At 28.9% G+C, this 25,840-nt stretch carries 20 protein-coding genes, 1 tRNA gene and 2 pseudogenes; 12 read left to right on the top strand and 11 right to left on the bottom strand.

Annotated elements, in window-relative coordinates:
- Positions 1–95 precede the first annotated feature (95 nt).
- The 3 genes from BPP43_RS09580 to BPP43_RS09570 all read left to right on the top strand — a co-directional run bounded on the left by BPP43_RS09580 (position 96) and on the right by BPP43_RS09570 (position 4,153).
- Complete coding sequence (locus BPP43_RS09580) at positions 96–1,790, top strand: FAD-dependent oxidoreductase (RefSeq protein WP_015274813.1); 1,695 nt, start codon at positions 96–98, stop codon at positions 1,788–1,790.
- 302 nt (positions 1,791–2,092) lie between these two features.
- Positions 2,093–3,091, top strand: coding sequence for a leucine-rich repeat domain-containing protein (locus BPP43_RS09575; protein ID WP_015274812.1), 999 nt, complete (start codon positions 2,093–2,095; stop codon positions 3,089–3,091).
- A 45-nt stretch (positions 3,092–3,136) separates the two neighbouring features.
- Positions 3,137–4,153: a leucine-rich repeat domain-containing protein gene (locus tag BPP43_RS09570; protein ID WP_015274811.1), complete on the top strand. Its 1,017-nt coding sequence runs from the start codon at positions 3,137–3,139 to the stop codon at positions 4,151–4,153.
- A gap of 69 nt (positions 4,154–4,222) precedes the next feature.
- On the opposite strand, the gene BPP43_RS09565 is transcribed toward BPP43_RS09570, so the two are convergent.
- The 5 genes and pseudogenes from BPP43_RS09565 to BPP43_RS09545 form a co-directional block, all read right to left on the bottom strand.
- Entirely contained in the window at positions 4,223–5,953 is a 1,731-nt protein-coding gene (locus BPP43_RS09565) for an RNB domain-containing ribonuclease (RefSeq protein WP_015274810.1), read from the bottom strand.
- Between the two features lie 385 nt (positions 5,954–6,338).
- Positions 6,339–9,198: pseudogene (locus BPP43_RS09560) on the bottom strand (chromosome segregation SMC family protein).
- 142 nt (positions 9,199–9,340) lie between these two features.
- Positions 9,341–9,778, bottom strand: a complete 438-nt coding sequence (locus BPP43_RS09555; protein WP_013243927.1) for a PepSY-like domain-containing protein — start codon at positions 9,776–9,778, stop codon at positions 9,341–9,343.
- Positions 9,779–9,922: 144 nt separating this feature from the next.
- On the bottom strand, positions 9,923–10,186 hold the full coding sequence (rpsT, locus tag BPP43_RS09550; protein ID WP_013243928.1) for a 30S ribosomal protein S20: 264 nt from the start codon (positions 10,184–10,186) through the stop codon (positions 9,923–9,925).
- A gap of 38 nt (positions 10,187–10,224) precedes the next feature.
- Positions 10,225–10,299: transfer RNA gene (locus tag BPP43_RS09545), tRNA-Asp, on the bottom strand.
- Positions 10,300–10,491: 192 nt separating this feature from the next.
- Between BPP43_RS09545 and gpmA the strand changes: the two genes are divergently transcribed.
- The 7 genes and pseudogenes from gpmA (at position 10,492) to BPP43_RS09510 (ending at position 17,630) form a co-directional block, all read left to right on the top strand.
- The gene (gene gpmA / locus BPP43_RS09540; RefSeq protein WP_013243929.1) at positions 10,492–11,238 is read left to right on the top strand and encodes a 2,3-diphosphoglycerate-dependent phosphoglycerate mutase; all 747 of its coding nucleotides are present in this window, start codon (positions 10,492–10,494) and stop codon (positions 11,236–11,238) included.
- 207 nt (positions 11,239–11,445) lie between these two features.
- Positions 11,446–12,361 (top strand): annotated as a pseudogene (gene lgt, locus BPP43_RS09535) (prolipoprotein diacylglyceryl transferase).
- 9 nt (positions 12,362–12,370) lie between these two features.
- Positions 12,371–13,498 carry a tRNA guanosine(34) transglycosylase Tgt gene (gene tgt, locus BPP43_RS09530; RefSeq protein WP_014935298.1) on the top strand — a complete coding sequence of 376 codons (1,128 nt, stop codon included), beginning with the start codon at positions 12,371–12,373 and terminating at the stop codon, positions 13,496–13,498.
- 76 nt (positions 13,499–13,574) lie between these two features.
- Positions 13,575–14,396 carry a tetratricopeptide repeat protein gene (locus BPP43_RS09525; protein ID WP_013243932.1) on the top strand — a complete coding sequence of 274 codons (822 nt, stop codon included), beginning with the start codon at positions 13,575–13,577 and terminating at the stop codon, positions 14,394–14,396.
- Positions 14,397–14,689: 293 nt separating this feature from the next.
- A complete protein-coding gene (locus BPP43_RS09520) occupies positions 14,690–15,496 on the top strand; it encodes an amino acid ABC transporter substrate-binding protein (RefSeq protein WP_015274809.1) in 807 nt (268 codons plus the stop codon).
- 283 nt (positions 15,497–15,779) lie between these two features.
- On the top strand, positions 15,780–16,595 hold the full coding sequence (locus BPP43_RS09515; protein WP_013243934.1) for an amino acid ABC transporter substrate-binding protein: 816 nt from the start codon (positions 15,780–15,782) through the stop codon (positions 16,593–16,595).
- A 219-nt stretch (positions 16,596–16,814) separates the two neighbouring features.
- Positions 16,815–17,630: an amino acid ABC transporter substrate-binding protein gene (locus tag BPP43_RS09510; protein ID WP_013243935.1), complete on the top strand. Its 816-nt coding sequence runs from the start codon at positions 16,815–16,817 to the stop codon at positions 17,628–17,630.
- A gap of 69 nt (positions 17,631–17,699) precedes the next feature.
- On the opposite strand, the gene BPP43_RS09505 is transcribed toward BPP43_RS09510, so the two are convergent.
- The 4 genes from BPP43_RS09505 to BPP43_RS09490 are packed head-to-tail and all read right to left on the bottom strand — an operon-like array spanning position 17,700 to position 21,193.
- Positions 17,700–18,827, bottom strand: coding sequence for a sodium ion-translocating decarboxylase subunit beta (locus tag BPP43_RS09505; RefSeq protein ID WP_014933884.1), 1,128 nt, complete (start codon positions 18,825–18,827; stop codon positions 17,700–17,702).
- Positions 18,828–18,847: 20 nt separating this feature from the next.
- The gene (locus tag BPP43_RS09500) at positions 18,848–19,267 is read right to left on the bottom strand and encodes a biotin/lipoyl-containing protein (protein WP_014935294.1); all 420 of its coding nucleotides are present in this window, start codon (positions 19,265–19,267) and stop codon (positions 18,848–18,850) included.
- 37 nt (positions 19,268–19,304) lie between these two features.
- A complete protein-coding gene (locus BPP43_RS09495; RefSeq protein WP_015274808.1) occupies positions 19,305–19,610 on the bottom strand; it encodes an OadG family protein in 306 nt (101 codons plus the stop codon).
- A gap of 38 nt (positions 19,611–19,648) precedes the next feature.
- On the bottom strand, positions 19,649–21,193 hold the full coding sequence (locus BPP43_RS09490) for an acyl-CoA carboxylase subunit beta (RefSeq protein ID WP_013243939.1): 1,545 nt from the start codon (positions 21,191–21,193) through the stop codon (positions 19,649–19,651).
- 307 nt (positions 21,194–21,500) lie between these two features.
- On the opposite strand from BPP43_RS09490, the gene BPP43_RS09485 reads away from it, so the two are divergent.
- A complete protein-coding gene (locus BPP43_RS09485; protein ID WP_014935291.1) occupies positions 21,501–22,145 on the top strand; it encodes a hypothetical protein in 645 nt (214 codons plus the stop codon).
- A gap of 197 nt (positions 22,146–22,342) precedes the next feature.
- Positions 22,343–22,927 (top strand): hypothetical protein, encoded by a 585-nt coding sequence (locus BPP43_RS09480; protein ID WP_015274807.1) that lies wholly within the window; start codon positions 22,343–22,345, stop codon positions 22,925–22,927.
- 67 nt (positions 22,928–22,994) lie between these two features.
- Here BPP43_RS09480 and dnaX read toward each other — a convergent pair whose 3' ends face one another.
- Both dnaX and BPP43_RS09470 read right to left on the bottom strand, forming a co-directional pair.
- Positions 22,995–24,560 (bottom strand): DNA polymerase III subunit gamma/tau, encoded by a 1,566-nt coding sequence (gene dnaX, locus BPP43_RS09475; RefSeq protein WP_013243942.1) that lies wholly within the window; start codon positions 24,558–24,560, stop codon positions 22,995–22,997.
- Between the two features lie 685 nt (positions 24,561–25,245).
- Positions 25,246–25,830, bottom strand: a complete 585-nt coding sequence (locus BPP43_RS09470; RefSeq protein WP_014933888.1) for a Smr/MutS family protein — start codon at positions 25,828–25,830, stop codon at positions 25,246–25,248.
- Between the last annotated feature and the right edge of the window lie 10 nt (positions 25,831–25,840).

Raw genomic sequence — 25,840 nt, 5'->3', positions numbered from 1 at the left:
TTAAAAAATTAAAAAAAAATACAAAATAAATTTGACTTTATTTTTAATATACCTATACTATGTACATAGAAAAAATAAAAATGGGAGATTATTTAATGAAAAAAATACTAATAGTTGGCGGAGTAGCTGGCGGAGCTTCTGCAGCTGCAAGACTTAGAAGATTAAACGAAGAAGATAAAATTATATTATTTGAAAAAGGCCCGCATGTTTCTTTTTCCAACTGTTCTCTTCCTTATTATGTCGGAGGCCTCATACCAAATGAGGAAACTTTGCTTTTAATGTCTCCCGAAAAGTTTTTGAAACAGTTTAATGTAGATGCAAGAACTAATAGTGAGGTTGTATCAATAGACAGAGCGAAAAAAGAAGTTACGGTGATAAGCGAGGGTAAGGAATATAAAGAGAGCTACGACAAACTGATATTATCTATGGGTGCTAAACCTATAGTTCCTCCGATCAAAGGAATTGAAAAAGTTAACATTTTCACTGTTAGAAATGTTGTTGATATAGCTAAAATACATTCTTTCTTAGGCGGCAAAAAAAATGCTAAAGTTGCTGTTATTGGAGGCGGTTTCATTGGTATAGAAATGGCTGAAAATATTAAAGAAGCTGGTCATGATGTAACTATTATAGAAGCTTTGCCTCAAATTATGAAGCCTTTCGATTATGATATGGTTCAAATTCTTCATAGAGAACTTATAGATAATGGCGTTAATTTAATAGTAGAAGATAAAGTTGAGAGCTTTGAAGAGAATACTGTTGTACTTGCTTCTGGTAAAAAGATAGAGGCTGATGCTGTTATACTTGCTATAGGTGTTGCTCCTGAAACTGATATTGCTGTTAAGGCTGGTATTGAACTTGGTAAAACTAAATCTATTAAAGTTGATGCTAATTACAGAACTAATGATAAAGATATTTATGCTATAGGAGACGTTATAGAAATTTACGGAGCTTTATGTCAGGATTATTACAGACTTGCTTTAGCTGGTCCTGCTCAAAAACAAGCTCGTGCTGTAGCTGACCATATTAATGGAAGAACTGTTGACAACAGAGGATATATTGGCTCTTCTGTAATTAAAGTATTTAGATATAATGGTGCTTCTACTGGTCTTTCTGAAGGCTATATTAAAGCAATGAATCTAAATATCAATTATGATACTGTAGATATTATACCTTTTGATAGTGTTTCTATTATGCCTAGTGCTAAGCTTTTACATTTCAAATTAATATATGAAGTACCTACTGGTAAAGTATTAGGTGCTCAGGCTATTGGAAGAGGAAATGTTGATAAGAGAATAGATGTTATTGCTACATTAATAAAATTCGGCGGTACTATTTATGATTTGAAAGATTTAGAATTATGTTATGCTCCTTCTTTCGGTACTGCTAAAGATGTTGTAAACTTCGCTGGTTATGTTGCTTCTAACCTTATGAATGGCGATTTCAAACAAATACATTATAGTGATGTAAGAAATATTTTAGAAAAAGACCCTGAAGCTTATTTCTTAGATGTAAGACTTAAAGAAGATTTCGAAGCTGGTCATTTAGAAAAAGCTGTTAATATACCTCTTGGTGCTTTAAGAAGCAGATTCGATGAAGTACCTAAAGACAGACCTGTTTATATTACATGTAAAACTGGATTAACTAGTTATACAGCTTGTAGAATATTAATTAATTTAGGATTCACCAATGTTGTTAATGTTTCAGGTGGATTCATAGGTTTATCACAGTATGAATATTACAATGATAAATTCTATAATAGAAAACCGATACTAACTAAATATTTTGCATAACTTCTTATATTGTTGTATATGGGAGGCTGTTCTAGCCTCTCATTTTTTTTTGCATATTAAAAAAATATTGTTACTACATGTAATAATATATCATATTTACATACATAAAAGATTTTTTTATGTAATTTTATGTAACATTTTTAAAAAATATTGTTATTTATTATATAATAAATTTGACCTTTTATATATAAATGATATCTTTAAAAAAAGAGCTTATAAATATAATAGCCCATATACAACAAAATAGAAGTATAAAAAATACAACAATATAAGATATTATGCAATTAGAGGTTTATAGAAAAATGAAAAAAATTATAATATTTATTTTAATTACAGTTTTAATGCTATTATCATGCAAAAATAATTCAACAAATATAGATACTGATAATAATAATGGAAGCAACACAGGCGAAAACAATAATAGTGGAAACAATGGAGGCTCTACTGTAACCCCAGAAGAACTTGAAAAATACGGTATAGAGATAGACTCTGCAACAACAGAAAACATAGAAAAAGCTTTAAATCAATATTACCAAGATAAAGGAGAATACAAAGTAATTTTCAAAGGAAATTCAACTATTCAATATATTAGGCTTACATCAATAGCTTCATTACTTAATGACATAACATTAAAAAATATAAATGTAATAGTAAGTTTTGAACATGTTAATTTTCAAAATAACAAACTAAATGAACGTATATTACAAGGAAATCAAGACAATTCAAACATAGTTAAAGTAATTCTTCCAGATAATATAACAACTATAGGAAGATATGCATTTTCTTGTGTTAATCTTACAAATGTTAATATGCCTAAGAATTTAAAAACAATAGAAAGTGCAGCTTTTGATAAATTGAAAATGGAAAAACTTATATTTCCTGATGGATTAGAAACTATAGAAGGTTTTGCTTTTAGTGTATGTAATATAAAAACTTTAATAATACCTGATTCTGTAACATCAATTGGAGAGCAAGCATTTGAGAGTTGTACAAATTTAATAGAAGTAAAGCTGCCTAATAATTTAACAACTTTAGAGCCAGACGTTTTTGCAAACTGCAACAAATTAAAAAGTATAACAATACCGGCTTCTGTTGAAGAAATAAAAGAATCTGCATTTTATTCTTGCGATTCTTTAGATAATATTACATTTCTATCAGTAAATCCTCCAATTATAGGAGATTATGTTTTTTATGGTACAGCTTTAAAAACTATTTATGTGCCAAAAGGAAGCGAAACACTATATGAAGCATTAAAAGGTAAATATGGTATACCAGACAATATTAATATAATAGGACAATAATATAGTAAAAATATAATAACAATAAAATTAAGAGGTTTATATAAAATGAAAAAAATTATAATATTTATTTTAATTACAGCTTTAATGATATTATCATGTAAAGAAGTGCCAACAGATGTAAACACTTCACCAGATAATAATAACTCAAGCAACACAGGTGATAATAACAATGGTGAAAATAATGATAATATCTCTACTGTAACACAAGAAGAACTTGATAAATACGGCATAGATATAGACTCTGCAACAACAGAAAAAGTAAAAGAAGCTTTAAATATGTACTATCAAGATAAAGGAGAATACAAATTAATTCTTAAAGGAACTTCTACAAAAACTTACAATGGCAGAAAAAATGGAGATACCATTGCTGGAATGGTAGAAAATACTAAAATTAAAAATGTAATAGTATCTTCAGAAAATGTAAAGTTTATAAATAATAAAATTCCAGATTGTTTATTTGGAGGAGAACAAAATTATAATACAAGTATAGCAAAAATAATTATACCAAATACTATAACTGAAATAGGAAAAGATGCATTTGATTGCCATATATTAACAAATCTAAATATACCTAAAAACTTAGTTACAGTTAGAAGTAATGCTGTTTATGGAATACAAATGAAAAAATTAGAATTACCTGAAACATTAACATATATAGATGACAGAGGTTTTTATGCATCTCAACAACTTGAAGAAATATATATACCAGATTCAGTAACTTATATGGGAGTAAGTGCATTTGGTTCTTGTATAAAGGTAAAGAAAATACATATTCCAAACAATTTAGAGATTTTAAATGACACTGTATTTGAAAATTGCCCTTTATTAGAAAATATAACTATACCTGCTTCTGTTAAAGAAATAAAAAAGTATGCTTTCCATATGGCTCAATCTTTAACAACTGTTACATTTTTATCACCTACTCCTCCTATCATTGCTAGAAATGCTTTTAATTATTGTAGTAACTTAAAAACTATTAATGTGCCAAAAGGAAGTAAAACATTATACGAACAATTAAAAGGTAATGGTATACCAGGCGCTGCTAAAATAATAGAATATTAGAATTAATAAATATTTAATAATGAAGAAAGAAATTATATTCTTTTTTCATTATTAATTTTTTATAATTATTTAAAGAGAAAAATATATCTTTCCTGTTTCTATATTCGCTTTTACAACAAAAATCTTAACCCTGTCCCCAAGTTCATACATCTTAACTTTATCAATATAAATACTTTGCATATCCTCATAAAATCTATAATTCGCACCAACATAAGTTGCCTCAATAAAACCTTCTATATCAAGCCCCTCTATCTCAACTGTAATACCGTTTCTTGAAAGCAAACTAATAAAGCCGTAATATTCATCTCCAAGCCTATCTTTCATATACCTTGCCGCTTTTATTTGTCTTAAATTTCTCTCTGCTTTTTTTGATGTTCTGTCAAGCAAAGTACATTCATCTGCTACACTCTTATATTTGTTATCATCATTAGTATATGTTTTTTTGTCTATAATATAATCTTTTACTATTCTATGTATTGTTAAATCAACATACCTTCTTATAGGCGAAGTAAAATAAGTATAATAATCAAAACCCAAACCGAAATGACTTTTATTAATTACACTATATGATGATGGTGTCATAGAACGCATTAAAACACCAGTAAGAAGTTTCTCTTCTGACTTTCCTTTTATCTTTTCTAAAAAATCAATTAAATCATAATTATCTTCATCTAACTTTTTTAATTCATAGCCTTTATTATGTGCTAATATCTTAAAATTATTAAATCTATAATTATCAGGTGCACCATGATAACGGTATATTACACCCTCATAATCTTTTAACTTTTTTGCTATTTCACTATTAGCCAAAAGCATTAAAGATTCTATTATAAGCATAGACTCCTTTTTCTCTTCAGCATAAAACTCTATAGGTACCCCATTATCATCTAATACTATATTAATATCATCATTCTCAAAGTCTACACCCTTGCTTCTTTTTTTATGCAATATGTTTTTTACTTCCAAAGCATTATTTATTAGTTCCATAAGCCAATCTTCATCATTAGCCTTTTTGTTTATAATATCTTCTACGTAATTGTAGGATAATTTTTTGTCTGAGTTTATAATGCTTTTAACAACATCACTCTCTAAAATATTTCCATCTTTATCTATAACACAAATTAAAGTCAAAGTAAATCTATCAACTTTTTCATTGAGTGAAATTATTCCATTTGAAAGAATCTCTGGAAACATGTTATATACTTTATCTATTAAATAGGTTGAGTTTCCTCTTTTTTTTGCTTCTATGTCAAGAGGAGAGTTAGGTTCTATAAAGTGGCTGACATCAGAAATATGCACATACACTTTATAATTATCATCTACCCTTTCTATACTGAATGCATCATCTAAGTCTTTTGAATGCTCTGAGTCTATTGTAACAGTTTTTAAACTCCTCAAATCAACCCTGTCAGTAGTATCATTAAAATTAGCATTGTTATTAATATTTTCTGCTAACTTCAATAAATCATCAGAAAAGTTTAATTTAATATTATAAGCATCTGCTATTATCTCTGAATCTAATTTCGCATTATCTATATTAATATTTATTTTTTTAGCATGAACAGGAGTTTTTACAGCTTCCTTGTTGGCACTATTGGGGTTTATAAATAAATGTCCAGCTTTAGTTACCTTAAGTAAATTGCTGTCAGTTTTTTGTATATATCCGTCGCTGATTGCTTTTCTTATTAAATTAGTAAGAGAAGTTTTTTCTAACGGTGTTTTGGCATTAAACTTTATAAATACATTATAGTCCATTTGATTTTTAGACAATTTTGCTATAAGCTCTTCTATGGTTTTCATAAATACTCTCTAAAAAATAATAATAAATTATACTAAAGTGATTGCATTTTGTCAAAAATTATTTTTATAATTTTGAATACTTGCTAGGACTAGCCCACACAAATATTTTAAATTACAAAATATAACTTTTAACAAACTTAAGAATTTTAGTATATATCTAAACAACTATATTTTGTCATATAGGTTTTTATTTTATTCAACTTTTTCCCGCCGCTCGCGGTGCGGACTTCGTCAAAAGAACCAAAAAGTGCAAATAAAAAAACAATACCAAATAATAATATTATATTTTATATATAGTTATAGATTATATGTTTATAGAAAAATATAGTAAGCATATTAACATAAAAATACAATAAAAAATTATAAACTTACAATTTTACTATATTTATTCGTTTGTAACTAGCTTCTCTTCGCTGCCGTTTACAGCGCCGTCTTTATCAACCTTAACTGTAAATATCTTAGATACGCCCTTCTCTTCCGCTGTAATTCCATAATAAGCATCGGCTATAGTGGCAGATACCTCATCGTGCGTGATAATTAAGAATTGAGTTTTATCTGACAAGCCCTTAACCATATTCTTGTATCTTATAATGTTTGCTCCGTCTAAAGCAGCGTCCACCTCATCGAGTATACAAAATGGACTAGGTCTATACAAAAATATAGCAAATACCAAAGCAAGCCCTGTCATGGTAAGCTCACCACCAGAGTATGACACTATGTTTTCCATTTTCTTGCCCGGCGGCTGTGCGAATATATCAATAGGACTGTTTAATAAATCTTCTTCGTTCTGTATTTTTAAACCAGCATTACCGCCGCCAAATAATATCTTAAATGTCTCAGAGAATTTTTTGTTTATTTCGTTAAATGTTTTAAGAAAATCTTCTCCTGCCTTTTTGTTGGCATCTGCTATTATTTTTAATATCTCTTCTTTTGATTTTTCCAAATCTTCTTTTTGTTTACTTAAAAACTCAAATCTATTTTTTGCTTCTTGATATTCATCGAGTGCCATCTCATTAATATGACCTAAATTCTTAATCTTGTCATTAATAGTGTTAAGTTTATTTCTAAAAACTTCTTCGTCAATTAAGCCTTCAGTAACAGCCTCATACTCTTTCAAGTTAATAGCATTAGTTTCATAGAAATTATTATATATATCATTAATCTTATCTTTTGTTTGATTAATTCTCTCGCTTATTCTTGTAATATTCTCATTTGTTTCGTTTAACTTTTTTATATGTTTAGAATGGTTAACATCAAAGTTAGATAAAGCAGATTCAGCCTTTTTGATTTCACTAGCCTTTAATCTTGCTTCACTCTCCATTTTTGTTTTTTTCTTTTCGAGTTCTTTAAAATTATTTATATTGTCTTTAAGCTCTTTATCTAATAATTTATAATCTTCTTCTTGTTTTTGTATCTTATCATTTAATGTTGCAAACTCTTCTTCTACAATAGCTATGCTTTTTATTATCATCTCTTTTCTATCTTCAGAAGCCTTTTTATTTGTCTCATATTTTGCTTTTGATATTGTAAGAGTAGTAAGATTAGAGTTTGATAAATTAATATTTTCTGTTGCTTTTTTTATTTCATTGTTAAGCTCTTCTATTCTGTCAAGATTGCTTTGAATAGAAGATTCCAAAGAAGCTATCTCTTTATCTATAGCCTCTTTTTGCATATAAGTACCCTCTTTATCAAATAATAAATCAACAAAAGGGTCTTTTATTTTAGTGTATTCCTTAAAAATATCTTGTAAAAGCAATGCATCTCTTTTTTCTGTATCAAGCATCTCTTTTAAGTTTCTTACAAATGATGATAAAGAATTAAAACTAAGCTCATTAAGATTATCTAAAACACCATCATCTTCAAACTCTTTTATAGTGTTCATTTTGGTATTAATAGAACCAAGCAAGTTATTAAAACCTATATCAATATCAGCCTCATGCTTTCCTATATTCTGATAAAAACTATTACCCATTATATCTTTTTTCTTTTCATCAATCTCGGTAATTATTTTATTTATCACTTCAAGCTGTCTTTCTCTAGCATCGGCTATTTTTAAAGTATTGTTTTGGTTATTTTGAGTGAGTATTGCTATTTCATCATTGCAGCTGGCTATTTTATTCTGCTCGCTTGCAATATTGCCCTCTTCTATCTCTTGTTCTTTTAATGCTAACTCAATATTTTCTAATATGTTTTTTATGTCTTTATCTAATTCTAATATTTGATTTTTATCTTCTTCTATTCTTTTAGCTAAAGTGTTTTTTCTATTTATAGTTTCTTCTTTTTCTTTAAACTTATTTTCTAATTGTATCTTTAATTGACTAGACATTTTTTCTATATGAGTAAGTTCTGTTACTATTAATGACACCTGTTTGTCAAGCTCTATAGATAAGTTTCTTGTCTCTTCAAATTTTAATAGCTCCTGCTGTTTTTGATTATCTAAATCTAATAGGTTCTTCTCAAGTTCTTGCTTTTTATTGTTAAGCTCTTCAAGATTTTTATTATAATCCTCTAAAGTGATTTTTGCTTTTTTTAATCTGATTAACATTTATGCTTATGCTTATCTTTTTTTTATCATCTATAAGTGAATAATATTTTTCTGTGCGTGCCGCTTGGTCTTTTAATGATTTATAATTTTTTTCAGCATTCTTTATATCTATCTTAACATTATCAAGGTTTCTTTCAGAGTCTTCAAGTTTTTTTGTAGCCTCTCTTCTTCTTTCAAGATATTTACTAATACCGGCAGCATTTTCTATTATGGTTCTTCTCTCTTCCGGCTTTTGTTTTGCAATCTCTGAAACTGTTCCCTGTTTAATTACAGAATATGCATTTTTACCAAGACCAGTATCAAGAAACATATCTATTATATCTTTAAGCCTTACCTGCTCATCATTAATATAATATTCTGATAAACCCTTTCTATAATACTTCCTTGTAACTATTATCTCATCTTTATCATATTTTTTTATCCATCTTGAAGTATTATCTAAAGTTAAAGCTACTTGTGCCAAAGAAGAAGGTTTTCTAGTGTCTGTACCATGAAATATAACACTCTCAAGACCTTTAGAACTATCAATTCTTAATCTGCTTGCAGACTGCTCCCCCATTACCCATAAAAAGGCCTCTACTATATTACTTTTACCTATACCATTAGGTCCAAGCACTACAGTAACACCCTCATTAAACTCTATATTAGTTTCTATGGCAAATGATTTGAATCCATGCAAATTAAGATTCTTTATATACATTTTCTTTCCTGTTTCTATATACTAATTAACAATTTTATAATAATTATCGTCATCTACAATAATTAATTACAGTATAAATCTTAAAACATTATACAATCGTATTAAAAAAAAGCAATGAATTTATAATTATAAACACTTTTTACTATTCTTCCAAATTTTTCTTAGATACTATAATGCCATACCCTGTAATTTCTAACTCCACATTATTATTAAGCACAATAGTAAAAAACTTATTTTCTCTAGTTATAGAAGTTATTTTTGAAGAAGGATATTCATTATCTATTACCTTAACCATACTTCTATGTATACAGCTTCTTGGTATGCCGTTTGGATTATTTTCCAAATTGTTTATTTTAATGCTTTTCCAAAGTCCACTTTGATAAAATATAATATTAAAGCCTAATTTAGTATTAACTTCATACCCTCCTCCATTTTGATACAGACTAACAGTATCTACACTATCTCCCTCTAAATTAAGATTAATAAAATTTTTAGCCTGAAGCGGTAAAGAAGCCTCTGTAATATCTTGTGTGTATAGAAAAGAATACAAAATTATAAAAAATAATAAAACTTTCTTCATATGATAAAAAATAAATACAATATATATTTGTTATATATTCGTATTTTATTTATTTTAATTTAACATATATTATATAAAAAATTAAGGCTACAGCAAAAAGCCATAGCCTCAATATGAACACACAACTTGAGAATTATCTTAAAATTATTTCAAAGCATTAATTTTTTTCATCATCTCAGATTTTTTCACACTAGCTCTATTGCTATGAATAACAGATTTTCTAGCAGCTTTATCTAAAGCACTAGCATATTTATTATATTCAGCTATAGAAGCATTTTTATCATTAGCATCTATAGATTTTAATACTTTTTTCTTTTGAGTATTTAAAAAACTTTTAATTTTTCTGTTATAAAGATTTCTAGTAGAGTTCTGTCTTAATCTTTTAGAAGCTGATCTTATATTAGGCATTCATTATACTCCAGTGAAAAATTAGTTAAAATAAAAATCGGAGTTAACGGGGCTCGAACCCGCGACCTCCTGCGTGACAGGCAGGCGCTCTAACCAAACTGAGCTACAACTCCAAAAAACTTTTTAAGTTTAATCATTATACTACAATTATATTTTTTGTCAAGTGCAAAATTACTTTTTTATTAACAATTTAAAAATATTTAAAATAAACTAATATAAAAACAAATAATTAATGAAGATTCTTTGATTTTTTATACTTTTGACTATATAATAAATAAAAATACACTTTTATGAGGAGTTTATTAATGACTAAAGTTGTTTTAATAAGACATGGTGAGAGTGTTTGGAATAAAGAAAACCTTTTTACTGGTTGGGCTGATGTTACTTTATCAGAAAAAGGTATTGAAGAAGCTAAATCTGGCGGTGTAGAACTTAAAAAAGCTGGTTTTACTTTTGATAAAGCTTACACTTCTACTCTTACTCGTGCAATCAAAACTTTAAACTTAGTATTGGAAGAAATGGGACTTTTATGGATACCTGTAGAGAAATGCTGGCAATTAAATGAAAGACATTATGGTGCTTTACAGGGATTAAATAAATCTCAAACTGCTGAAAAATATGGTGAGGACCAAGTAAAAATATGGAGAAGAAGTTATGATACTCCGCCTCCTGCTTTAGAAAAATCTGATGAAAGATATCCTGGAAATGACCCTCGCTATAAAAACTTATCTGAAAAAGAACTTCCTCTTACAGAATGTTTAAAAGACACTGTTGCAAGAGTTGTTCCTTTCTGGGAAAACGTTATACTTCCAGATATTAAAGCTGGTAAAAAAATCATCATCGCTGCTCATGGTAATAGCTTAAGAGCATTAGTTAAATATTTAGATAATATTTCTGATGCGGATATTACAGAACTTAATATACCTACTGGAATGCCTTTGGTTTACGAGCTTGATGATAATTTCAAAGCTGTTAATAAACAATATTTAGGAGACCCTGAAGCTGTTAAAAAAGCTATGGAAGCTGTAGCTAATCAAGGCAAGAAAAAGTAATCAAAATAAAAAAATTAATTAAAAGGAAGTCTTTAAACGGCTTCCTTTTTTAATAAATAAAAATACATTTCTATTAAAAAAATTATATATTTAAATCAAAATATTTAATAAACATACAAATAATTGATTTAATGCATTATTGATTTTTTGATGCATAACATATAATATAAAATTACAAATAATATAAAATAATAATAAGGAATATTGATGAAATACCCTGAATTTTTTACTCCGTTTGTATTTCCAGAAAACATACCATTGCTTGGTGCTATTAGATGGTATGGACTTATGTATATAGTAGGAATTGCAGTTTCTTGTTTAATACTTAATCATTTAGAAAAAAAAGGCTGGATTAAATTTAACAACTCAAAAGAAGGCGGTGCTTATGATATGGTTTTTTATGCCGCTGTTGGTGCTATAGTTGGAGCAAGAATTGGATATTTTTTTACTTTACTCACCTTCATCTTTTTTAAGACCTTGGGAGATATTAGGATTTAATCTTGATAATGGAATAACTTTCTTAGGTTTTGCGGGAATGTCTTTTCATGGCGGACTTATAGGAATGATTATTGGAGGATATATATTCAGCAAAAAATATAAATACGAATTTTTAACTATAGCAGACCATGCCACACTTCCTTCAAGTTTTGCTTTATTTTTTGGAAGAATAGGTAATTTTATGAATGCAGAGCTTTACGGAAGAGTTACTGATTCGCCTCTTGGAATGATATTTCCAAATTATGATGCAGTTGGAGGATACGAAAATTGGAAGGCTATGATACCTGCAATTAGACCATATACAGAATTAAGATACCCTTCACAATTATATGAAGCATTTCTTGAAGGTATAGTGCTTGCTTTGGTGTCTTATATAATATTAGCATTAAGTCAAAAAAATAAAAATATAAGAAAAGGTACAAGATTATTCGTGTGGATATTTTTATACGGACTTTTTAGAGCTATAATAGAACAGTTCTTTAGAGATGTTACAGAATGGACTATAGGACCTATCACATCTGGAGCAATATATTCTATGATAATGATGGTAGTATCTTTAATAATGCTTATATATATTTACACAAAAAAGCCAAATACAAAAACATTAAAACAAAAAAATAAATAAAGGTTTATTATGTCATTTTCTTTTGAAGTATTAAAAAACTCTAGTCAGACACATGCTAGACTTGGTAAAATAGAAGTTAATGGTGTTGTAATAGATACACCTGTTTTTATGCCTGTAGGAACTAAGGCTACAGTAAAAGCATTAACGCCTGCTATGATAGAAGAAACTGAAAGTAAGATTATACTTGCTAATACTTATCATTTGGTTTTAAAACCTGGTTTAGAGGTGATAAAAAAATTCGGCGGAGTTAAAAAGTTTATGAATTGGAAAGGGGCAATGCTTACAGATTCCGGCGGTTTTCAGGTTTTTTCACTTGCTCAATTAAGAAAAATTACTGATGAAGGAGTTGAGTTTAGGTCTCATATAGACGGCTCAAAATATTTCTTTACACCAAAAAGCGTAATGGAAGCAGAGCATATTATAGGTGCTGACTTTATAATGAGTTTTGATGAATGCTGTAAGGCAGATGCTGATTATAATTATGCTAAAGAGGCAATGCTTAGAACTCATAAGTGGGCTAAAGAATGTAAAGAATATCATGACAGTACCCCTAACAGCGAATATCAGTATTTAGGCGGTATAATACAGGGCGGAATGTTTGATGATTTGAGAAAAGAAAGTGCTGAAACTTTGGTTAATATGGATTTTCCTTTTTATTCTATTGGCGGGCTTTCTGTTGGAGAGACTCCAGAGAAGATGCATGAGGTGCTTTCTAAAGTTATGCTATATACAAACAAGCAAAAACCTCGTTATTTGATGGGAGTTAGTGAGCCTCGTGATATACTTAATGCTGTAATGGAAGGCATTGATATGTTTGACTGCGTGATGCCTACTAGAAATGCTAGAAATGGTGAAGCTTTTACTATGAATGGGGTTGTGAGGATTAGAAACTCAAAATATAGAATGGACGATACTGTGTTAGAAGAAGGCTGCGACTGCTATACTTGTAAAAATTTCTCTAAGGCTTATCTTAATCATCTTGACAAATCTCATGAAATACTATTTTCTATACTTATGACTATACATAATATAAGATTTATGCAGAGATTTATGAAAGATTTAAGAAATAGTATAGAAAATGATAATTTTAGCGAATATAGAAATACTATGATGAGAAAATTTTACGATAATGAATAATAATGATTTTTTAAAGGAGGAGGAAATAAAAATTATTAGTAATATTTTAATATAATAATTTTTATTGTTATATATTATGGCAAAAGATTATAGCGAACAGATAAAAAAATATAATGAAATATTAAATAATAACCCTAATGATATTAACGCCCTCACTTCTTTAGCAAGAATATATATAAAAGAAAACAAATTAAATGAGGCTGAAAAATATTATAATAAAATATTAGAAAACAATTCTGATAATACTGAAGCTTTGTATATTATAGGTTTTATTAATATGCAAAGAAATAATTATAAAAAAGCAATAGAGAATTTTATTAAATTAATAGAACTTGGCATAGATAATTCTTTTATATATGAATATTTATCTATAATGGATAAAAACAACAGAGAAACATTTTTAAATAAAGCAATAGAAAAGCATAATACAGACAAATTAAGAAAAAAAGATTATGAAAGAATATCATATATGGCTTATCAAAGCTATAAATGGAGAATGTATGATTTTGCTTTGCATTATGCTGAGCTTGCCTATTCAATAAAGCAAACTAATGATATTATAAACCTTCTTGGCTGTATTTGTTTTTATAAAGGAGAATATGACAAAGCACTTTCATATTTTCATGAGCTTAATTTTAATTGCAATAAAACAAATATATATGCATTATGCAATATTGCTTCTTGTTACAGAAAGAAAAACAGCAATAATATGGCTATAAAATATTTAGATAAAGCAAAAGAATTAGATGATAGTAATAAATTAATATATTTTAACATAGGAACTATATACGATAAACTTGGAAATAGAAAATCAGCATTAGAAAACTTCAATAAAGCTATAGAGATAGATTCTAATTATACTGAAGCAATAGATGCCAAAAACTTAATATCTATATAATTTTTTATAAAAATTTAATAAAAAACATAAAAATATATATAATGTCTATTGACATTTTTGTAAATAGTATTACAATTAATAGTAAGAAAATCAAATTAGGAGATAAAAATGAATAAGATGTATTTTTCTACACTTCAATTATCACAATTCTCTTCTCCTAAACATCATCATCATCATCAATAATCATTTCTTTGATAAACAAATATAAAAAACAATTTTAAAAACATTATTTTTTTATTACGTTTATATAGATTAATTTTAAAAAAAATTATTTAACTTAGGAGGAAAAAACTATGAAACGTATATTAATTTTATTTTCTATGATTATTTTTGCTATATCTTGTTCAAAAACAGAAACGCAAAACACTCAAACAGGAGCTGATAACTCTCTACAAAAAGTAAAAGAAAAAGGCAAATTGGTATTAGGATTAGATGATACTTTTGCACCTATGGGTTTTAGAGATGAGGCTGGAAATGTAGTTGGTTTTGATATAGATTTAGCTCAGGAAGTAGCTAATCGTTTGGGAGTAAAATTAGAAGTTAAGCCTATAGATTGGGCAAGCGGTATATTAAGCTTAAACAAGGGTGATGTTGATATGCTATGGAATGGTTTTACAATAAATGAAACTAGAAAACAGCAAATTAATTTCTCTAAGCCATATCTTAATAACAGACTTATAATAGTAAAATCTTCTGACAGAAAAGATATTAACAGCAAAGAAGATTTGAAAGGAAAAGTTTTAGGTGTACAGGTTGGAAGCAATCAGGAAGCATTAGAAGCTGACCCTATAAGTAAAGAAGCTAAAGAGGTTAGACCTTATGATGTTAATGTTAATGCTTTCTTAGATTTACAAGCTAAGAGAATAGATGTTGTTGTAATAGATGAAGTAGCAGCACGTTATTATATAGCTGAAGAAAATGTTAATTTTGAGGTTGTAGAAAATAGCCCATTAACTGAAGAGCTTTATGGTATAGGTTTTAGAAAAAATGATGTAGAATTATTAAATGCTGTTGACAAAGCTTTAGATGATATGAGAGCTGATGGAAAAGCAGCAGAGATTTCTACTAAATGGTTTGGTAAAGACATCGTTGTAAAATAACAAAAAATTAATGGGGGCTAAAAAACAATATAAAGCCTCCATTAAATAATAAAAAAACAAATAATTCAAAAAAATAGGAGATAAAAAAATGAATAACAGCAAATGCTTTTTCAAAGTTCAATTCTTAAGACAATATTCTCCTAAACATCATCATCATCAATAATTTCTTTTTGTTTTATAAACATCAATTTTAAAACAATATTATATTTATTAACTTAAGAAAAAAAATTTATTTAAAAATTATAATTTATGAATTTAAAAATTTAAAAAACAGGAGAAAACTATGAAACGTATAATAACTTTATTCTTTATATTTATTTTTGCTATATCTTGCTCAAAAACACAAAATGCCTCACAAGCATCTTCTGCCGCAGATAATTCTTTACAAAAAGTGAAAGAAAGCGGAAAACTTGTATTAGGTTTAGATGATACTTTTGCACCTATGGGTTTTAGAGATGAAGAAGGAAATATAGTTGGCTTTGATATAGACTTAGCCAAAGAAGTTGCAAACCGCCTCGGGGTGGAGTTGGTTGCTAAACCTGTAGATTGGTCTAGCGTCGTATTGAGCTTAAAGAAAGGAGATGTTGATGTGGTATGGAATGGATTTGCTATTAATGAAACTAGAAAAGAGCAAGTTAATTTTACTAAACCATATCTTAATAACAGACTTATGATAGTGAAAAATGCTGACAGAGATGATATTAAAACTAAAGATGATTTAAAAGGAAAAATATTAGGAGTACAAACAGGAAGCAGCAATTATGAATCATTAGAAGCTGACCCTATAAGCAAAGAAACTAAAGAAATTAGACAATATGATATTTATGCTAATGCTTTTTTAGATTTAGAGGCTAAGAGAATAGATGCTGTGATAGTAGATGAAATAGTGGCTCGTTATTATATATCTAAAGAGAATGCTGATTTTGAACTTTTAGAAGAATACCCAATTACAGCTAAATCATTTGGAGTTGGAGTTAGAAAGACAGATACAGAATTATTAAATGCTATTGATAAAGCTTTAGATGATATGAGAGATGATGGAAAAGCTGCCGAAATATCTACTAAATGGTTTGGTAAAGATGTTTTTGTAAGAGGATAATTATAATTCAATATAGGCTAATATAGCAGCATTAAAACTAAATAAAATAGGAGTTTAAAAATGAATAATAACTTTTATACAATGCAATTATTAAAAAACTATTCTCCTAGGCATCATCATCATTAATAATTTTTTATAAGTATTAATTAAGATTATTTTTTATTAGGTTCGTATTATATATATTAATTAAAAAATTATTAAAAAAATAGGAGAAAAACAATGAAACGTATAATAACTTTATTCTTTATATTTATTTTTGCTATATCTTGCTCAAAAACTCAAACACAAAATACTGAAGTATCTTCAGCAGATAATTCTCTACAAAAAGTAAAAGAGAATGGAAAACTAGTATTAGGTTTAGATGATACTTTAGCTCCTATGGGTTTTAGAGATGATAATGGAGAGATAGTTGGCTTTGATATAGATTTAGCTAGGGAAGTTGCTAATCGTTTAGGTGTAGAGCTTGAGGCTAAGCCTATAGATTGGTCTAGTGCTATATTAAGCTTAAAGAAAGGAGATGTTGATGTTATATGGAATGGATTTGCAGTTAATGAAAGCAGAAAACAGCAAGTTAATTTCACTAAACCATATCTTTACAATAGGCTTATGATAGCAAAATATTCTGATAGAGATGATATTAATAGCAAAGAAGAGTTAAAAGGGAAAATAGTAGGTGTGCAAAGCGGAAGCAGTAATTATGAAACATTAGTAAATGACCCTGTAAGTAAAGAAATTAAAGAGATTAGACAGTATGATTCTTATGTTAATGCTTTTTTGGATTTGGAAGCTAAAAGAATAGATGCTGTGATAGTAGATGAGATTGTTGCTCGTTATTATATATCTAAAGAGAATGCTGATTTTACATTATTAGAAGATAAGCCTATTACATCTCAATATCTTAGTGTAGGCCTTAGAAAAACAGATACAGAATTGTTAAATGCTATTGATAAAGCTTTAGATGATATGAGAGCCGATGGAAAGGCTGCCGAAATATCTACTAAATGGTTTGGTAAAGATGTATTTATAAAAGGATAATTATATAATAATTAGAACAGAGTGTTTAATAACTCTGTTCTAAAAATTTATATAAAAAAACAATATATATCAATTATGGAAAAAAGTAAGAAATATACCAACAGTTATAGCTCCAGAAATGATACCAGAAATATTAACTGCCATAGCATGAAGAAGTAAACAGTTAGAAGAACTATTTTCCTGTCCATATATATGAGCACCCCAAGCAGGCACTGGGAAAGCACTAAGCCCTGCAGAACCTATTATAGGATTAACCTTGCCGCCTGTAAGTACATTAATAATCTTAGCAACTATAACACCTATTACAGTATTTAATATTAATGATACAAAACCAAATACAAATATTAATATAGTGCTTAAAGATATAAAAGTATCAGCAGAAGCAGAAGAACCTATAGCTATACCAATAAGCATAGTAAGAATACCTGTTAAAGATTTCTGTAAAGTAACAGAGAAGTTCTTAATAATATCAGATTCTCTTAAAATACTTCCAAAAAGAAGTGCAGCTATAAGCGGGAATGAGTTAGCTAAAAATATACCGCAAAGACTCATAGCAATTACCGCAAATATAATCTTCTCTCCCCTTGAAACATGTCTTAAATATGACATAGATATAGTTCTTTCTTTTTTTGTAGTTAAAAACTTAGTAACACCAATCTGTAATATAGGCAAAAGCTCCATATAAAGATATGAGGCCATCACAATAGGAGCAAAATATCTAGCATCAGTTACCAAAGTAGTCATATACATAGCTAAAGAACCGTCAGCAGCACCTATAATAGAAGTAGCAGCAGCCACATCAGAACCCATTAAATTGCTAATCATAAAAAACACAACAAATATACCAATCTGAGAACTAGCACCTATAAAAAAGTTTTTAGGGTCAGCAAGCACAAGACCTAAATCTATCATAGTTCCAACTGCGAAAAATACAAGCACAGAATAAACACCACTGCTAGCACCATTATATATCATACCCAAAAAACCATTAATAACATCTTCAGTTATTTTTGGCAAAGGCATATTAGCAGCTAGTATGGCAACACCCATAGGCAAAAGAAGTAAAGGTTTCTTATTATAATATATAGACATATAAATTAAATAAGCACCTATCAATATCATTATTATTTGAGAAAAAGACGGCGGATAAAAACCAGCAAATAAATAGTTAAAATCCAACCCTAAAGCATTATTCATATTCACCTCTCAAAACTACATTACTTAATCTGCAATATCACTTGACCTTCTACAACAGATGAACCTTTCTCAACATGTATAGATATAACCTCTCCAGAAGCAGGAGCAGTAAGTTCATTTTCCATCTTCATAGCTTCTAATACAGCAACAACCTGACCCTCTGTTACCTTATCTCCTATAGCAACATTAAATGATAATATAGTTCCAGGCATAGTAGCTTTTACAGATATAGCATTCTCATCTATAGCAGGAGCTTTTACAGCAGCTGCTGCTGGTTTTGCAACTGGTGCAGAAGCTTTTGTATTTACTGCCTGATTACTTACAGCATTATTAACAGCAGTAGATAAAACTTTATTTGAAGCAACAGACTCATTTCTTATCTCTTCAACAGATACATCATAACTTTTTCCATTAACAGTTACTTTATAATTTTTAATCATCATTTATCTCCTAAATTATTTTTTATTTTCTCTTTTTTTATTTTATTCTGTCAGCCATACCCCATACAGGAGTTTTAGACTCTTTTATTGAAGTTATTACAAATTTAGAATTACCGCTATAAGCAGTTATACAAGCAGTAATAGCCGCTACAAGCTCGCTGTCATCTAATAAATCTTCTTCTTTAGTTTTACTCTCTTCTACAACCTTACTAATCTCTTCTTCTTTTTTTGTGTTTCTTGACTTAAAAATGATACCCAAAAATAAAGCCAAAACATAAAAAACTAAAGCGACAATTAAAACAGATATTATACCAAATATTGTAATAGCAGCATTATGATCCATAATTTATTTACTCCTTTTATTATAATTACAATATAAAATTACAAAGGTATATTACCATGTTTGCGAGGAAGTCTAGTCTCTCTCTTGCTTACTAATAAATGAAGTGCATTAATAAGATAGCTTCTAGTATATTCAGGCTCTATTACATCATCAACATATCCTCTAACAGCAGCTCTGTAAGGATTAGCAAACTCTTTTTTGTATTCTTCTATCTTTTCAGCTCTCATTTTCTTAGGGTCTTCAGCTTTATCTATTTCTTTTTTAAATATAATGTTAGCCGCACCATCAGGTCCCATAACAGCAATCTCAGCAGAAGGCCAAGCATAAACCATATCAGCACCTAAATGTTTAGAACACATAGCTATATAAGCTCCGCCGTATGACTTTCTTATAATAAGAGTAATCTTTGGAGCAGTAGCCTCAGAATAAGCATATAAAAGTTTAGCACCATGTCTAATAACTCCATTATGCTCCTGACCTACACCAGGTAAATATCCTGCAGTATCAACCAATGTAACCAATGGAATATTAAAACTATCGCAGAAACGAATGAAACGAGCAGCTTTGTCTGCAGCATTAATATCAAGTACGCCTGCCATAGAATTAGGCTGATTAGCTATTATACCAACAGATTTACCGTCAAGACGAGCAAAACATATAACTATATTAGTAGCGAATAAAGGCTGAAGCTCAAAAAACTCACCATTATCAACTACTCTTTTTATAATCTCTTTTATATCATAAGGCTTATTAGGACTGTCTGGAAGTATGTTTGATAACTCCTCATCATTTCTATTAGGGTCATCATTAGTATTTTCTAAAGGCACATCTTCCAAATTATTTTGAGGTATATAAGAAAGTAATTTTTTAACACCTTCTAAAGTAGATATCTCATCAGGGAACATTAAAGAAGCAACACCAGAAGTTTTGCTATGAACAAAAGCTCCTCCAAGCTCTTCTGCAGAAACCTGTTCACCTGTTACAGCCTTTACAACCTGAGGACCTGTAATAAACATATTAGCAGTTTTATCAGTCATAAGTATAAAGTCCATCAAAGCAGGAGAATAAACAGCTCCTCCGGCACAAGGTCCCATTATTACACATATTTGAGGAATTACACCAGAAGCCTGTACATTTCTATAGAAAATATCACCATAGCCTCTTAATGAATCAATACCCTCTTGTATTCTAGCTCCGCCTGAATCGTTAATACCAATACAAGGGCAGCCTAATTTTATTGCCATATCTTGTACTTTACAAATTTTAGCAGCATGCATTTGTCCTAATGAACCGCCTATTACTGTAAAATCCTGAGCATATACACATACTTGTCTGCCGTTAATTTTACCGTATCCTGTAACTACACCTTCGCCTGCTACTTTATTTTTTTCCATACCAAAATCACTGCATCTATGTTCTATAAAAGCATCAATCTCGCAAAAAGTGCCTTCGTCTAAAAGATGCAATATACGTTCTCTTGCTGTTAATTTACCTTTAGCATGACGTTCTTCTATTTTATCTTTACCGCCAGCCTCTTCTATCTTTTCTTTTCTTTTCTTAAGTTCATTTATTTTTTCTTGCATATTTGAAACCTTTTATTTAATTATATTTTTTATTAAAAGTTAATTCTGCTAAATTAAAAAATACAACTAATTACCATTTATTGCAATCATATTTTATCATTTTTGTACTTTTTAACAATTTAGTCGAAAGTTAAAAAATACAAAAAATAACTTGCAAAAAAGTTAGAATAGTCTTACAATATGAAAAATTAATAATTCAAATAACATTATAGCATAGAGAATAAATAAACAAATTATTATATAGTTTATTTTTCTTAATGACTATAATTTAGTATATAGATACAAATTTTTTAGGAGAAAGAATAAAATGAAAAAATTAATTATAATAACAAGTATATTAGCAATGAGCATAAGCAGCGGACTTATGGCTAAAACAGGATTTGGTTTAGGGTTAATGATACCTCTTGGAGCAAGCTTCAGCAGTTTCAGCGGAAATGAGGCTCAACATGTAAAATCTGATACTGGATTTGAATTTGGTATTCATTTACAGCCTGCATATTATTTTGGGTTTGATAATTTATCATTCGGTTTAGGATTAGATTTAGGATACAATAGAGATGTGTTTGCTTTCAAAGCAGTTATTGATGAAAAATCAAAAGGCGGATTAACTTTCGATAGCTTAATGGTAGGAATACTTCCTAGAATAGATGTTTGGTTTGTATCAATAGGTGTTGGTGCTGGTGTAAAAATACCTTTAGCAGGAAGCAGTTACTTTAGAGAAAGTGACGGAGGATACACTTCTCAAGGATATGATTATAAAAGACTTAAAGATACTTTTAAAAATCCTTATATACCTTATGTAAAAGGGGTTGTTGATTTCTTATTGCCTTATAACCTAGTTTTAGGTATATATGCTTCTTATGATATACCTTTGGTAGAATATAAAGACCCTAATAATAATATTAAAATGTCTTCATTTGATTTAGGCGGAGAAATTGGATTAAGATTCTAATAAAAATTAATTAAAAATAATATTTAAGGAATGCATATTTAATAATATGTATTCCTTTTTTTAATAGTTTTTTATTATAAATAGATTATTACTATTGCCGACTATAAAAAATAGTACATACAATATAAAGGACTGTAAAAAATGAAAAAATAGTGATAATTGCGAGCTTACTAGTAATTGGATTAAGCGGAAATTTGATGGCAAAGACAGGTTTTGAAGTAAATATTCTTCTTCCTTTTGGATTTAGTTTGGGTACTTATACTGGTACTGATGCTTCAAAATATACTAAGGCTGATGCTGGTTTTGAATTTGGAATACATGTTATACCTGGATATTATTTTGGAATCAGCAATATAGGTTTAGGAATTGGTTTTGATATTGGGTATCAGAAAGATGTATTTGCTTTTGGGTTAAAATCTCAAAGCGGAAGATATGGTGCTTCTTTTGATAGTTTTAATTTAGGATTATTGCCTAGAATTGATATTGGATTTGTATCTTTAGGAGTTGGAGGAGGATTCAAGTTTCCTATAGCTGGTCTTATGTATCAAAGAGATGGTGCTGACGGCATAGGTCAGGCGAGTATGTATGATACAAAGAATATTTATAAAGAGTTTAATAAGCCTTTTATACCTTATGTAAAAGTTATGCTTGATTTTATATTACCGCTTAATTTAACAGCAGGTATTTATATTGCTTATGATATACCATTTATGGAAAGTAAAAGTCATAATTTCAAACTTTCTAGTGTAGATTTGGGAGCACAATTAGGTGTGAGATTTTAAAAAAGAGTAAAAAATAAAAAGAGCTTATAGAAATACTATAGGCTCTTTTTTATTTATCATTTATTTATTATAAAGAACTCTCGTCAACCTCTGTTGCCTGAAGACGGGTTTTTAATTTATCTATCATATTGCCTTCTACTGCCTTTTGAAACTGTATGGCTACATCTTTATTTTTTGTAAATCTTGGTATCGCACTTGCTATTAATGCTGATATTCTTTTATCAGATTGAACCATATCGTAAATATGTTCTGGAATAGCTACTATTAATGTTGCACCTTTACTTTCTATTGGGTTTCCTTGAGATAACAAAGAATATATTGTTGGGCTTTCTGTTTCAACATATGAAAGAATTTTATTGTAAAATATATGCCTTTTGTCATTCGGACTAAGAGGAACATCATATGCTGGTTTAGGAGCATTATTAATTTCTTTAGGTTTTTGAATATTATCATTACTAAGCCCATAGTCTTCATTAGTGTCAGAAACAGTTTGAACATTGCTTGAAGATATAATGTCTACAGGGCGAATCAAATTATCTGTATCAAGAAGCAAAAGCATACGCATCTCAAATATTACTCTAGCATTGGAAGCATTTCTTATACGCTCTTCTACATTTAATATATAATCAAGTATACGCTCAATCTCATCATCGCTGTAATTGTTAGCAAAAGTTTTTAAATCATCTCTCTCATTTTCTGTTATCTCTAATAATTTAATATCATCAATACCGCTTTTTATCATTAGCACAACACGCATATACTCAATTAAATTATTAATGAATGTTCTTGGGTCTACAGACTCTTCAAAAAGCTTTTTAACAAATTGAAAATAATTTTTTTTATCTTTTGAAATCATTACATCAAAAAAATCTTTAACAAAAGAAAAATTATTACCCCCAACCACAGCTATAACATCACCACTAGTAATATGCTTCTTGTCTGCAGTATAGGCTATCATCTTTTCTAATATCGTTTCACTATCACGAACAGAACCCCTAGCCTGCTTTGCTATCAAAAATATAGCCTCATCATCATATGCAATATTTTCTTTGTCTAAAATACCCTTAAGAATCTTCTCTAAATCTTCTATACCCAAAGACTTAAAAATATACTGCTGACATCGGCTTCTTATTGTAGGAAGTACTCTGTCTGCTTCGGTAGTAGCAAGTATAAATACAACATGAGCAGGCGGCTCTTCTAATGTTTTAAGTAAAGCATTAAAAGCTTCATTAGTAATCTGGTGAACCTCATCTATAATATATACTTTATATTTACCAGCAACAGGCGATATGCGTACATTTTCTATTATTGTTCTTATATTTTCTATACCCCTATTGCTTGCACCGTCTATTTCAATAACATCTAAAGGAGTACCGTTTTCTATTTGCGTACAAGAAGGACAAACTCCGCATGGTTTATCTGTAGGACCATTAACACAGTTTAAGGCTTTTGCTATAATTCTTGCAAGAGAAGTTTTACCTACACCATGAGCACCAGAAAAAAGATAAGCATGTGCTATTTTTTTTTGTGCTATACTTTTAGATATTGTTTTTGTGATATGTTCCTGCCCTATTACCTCTTCAAAAGTTTGCGGACGATATTTTCTTGCTATTACTTTATAATTTTTATCCATCAAAAAATCCAAATTAATGTATGTTTTTATATTTTAACAAAATAGAGTTAGTTTGTCAATTTATTAGTATATACCTAAACAACTATATCTTGTCAATTTATATATTTTTATAAAAGTTTTATCAACTTTTTCACGCCGCTACGCGGTGTGGACTTCGTCAAAGTTTTCTCCCTTCGGGCACGCTTCGCAAAAGTGCAAGTGCTATATCTAATATCCTAGGAATATATAAAAAGATAATACCAATATTTTTAGCTAAAAAATTGCAGTCTTTTTGGTTCTTTTGGCCACAAAAAGAACTGGGGTGCGGGGCAAAGCCCTGCAAATAACTAAAATAAAAGAGTCAAAATTTTTAATATATATTAGAATAATAATTTTTTATCCACTTTTTTGTTGTTCTTTTTCCCGCAGCAAAAAGAACCAAAAAGTGCAAGTTTTTTGGTTTTATATATTAGAGATATATATTAAATGTAGTATAAAACCTGAATTTAGTATTAGATGCTGTGGACTTCATCAAATGCAGTTCTTTTGCTTCTTTTATACAAATACCGAGTAGGTGCCTATCGGCAAAAGAAGTGGGGGTGTGTACCACTAGGGCACGCTTCGCAGGGGGCAAAGCCACCACAAATAAAAACATAAAAACAATATTTTGACAAATTTAAAAATTTTCAGTATATAGTACATCTAATTACAAATTCAAATAAATTAATTTAGCACCAGAGCCTCCTAATTCCCTCGGAGCATCTGAAGCATATTTTATATAAGGCTTTCCCTCTGTAGCAATATAATATTCAACTGTGTTTTTTAATACTGGAATTTTATTTTCGCTTCCAAATCCTTTTCCATGTATTATAAGTATTGGGCTTATTTTATTTTTTTTGCATTCACCAATAAAATGCTTTACCTCAATTAATGCCCTATCAGCTGTAAGACCATGCAAATCTATTCTTTCTTTTGGAACGGCATTTTTTACTTTTGGCTTAAATTTGATATTCTTTTTTGGAAGCTCTTTTTTTGAATGATTGCTGCAATCAAGGTTTTTAATAGCATTTATAAATAAAAGTCTTTCTTCTTCACTTACAGTATAATTATTCGTTATATTATCTTTAAGGGTTTCTTTATGTTCTTCGTTTTTAGCTGAATGATTAAGAGTATTTTTATTTGATGTTTCAATATCTTTTTTTAGCACTTTATTTTCTTCATAATCTCTAGGAAAATATCCATGCTCTACAAAAAATTTAAATAGCCTCTCATCATCATATTTGTCAGACATTTATACTAAA

It is taken from the genome of Brachyspira pilosicoli P43/6/78, from assembly GCF_000325665.1.
GTDB classification, from domain to species: domain Bacteria; phylum Spirochaetota; class Brachyspiria; order Brachyspirales; family Brachyspiraceae; genus Brachyspira; species Brachyspira pilosicoli.
The sequence above is the reverse complement of the archived record's forward strand: the minus strand, read 5'-3'. Positions and strand labels throughout refer to the sequence as shown.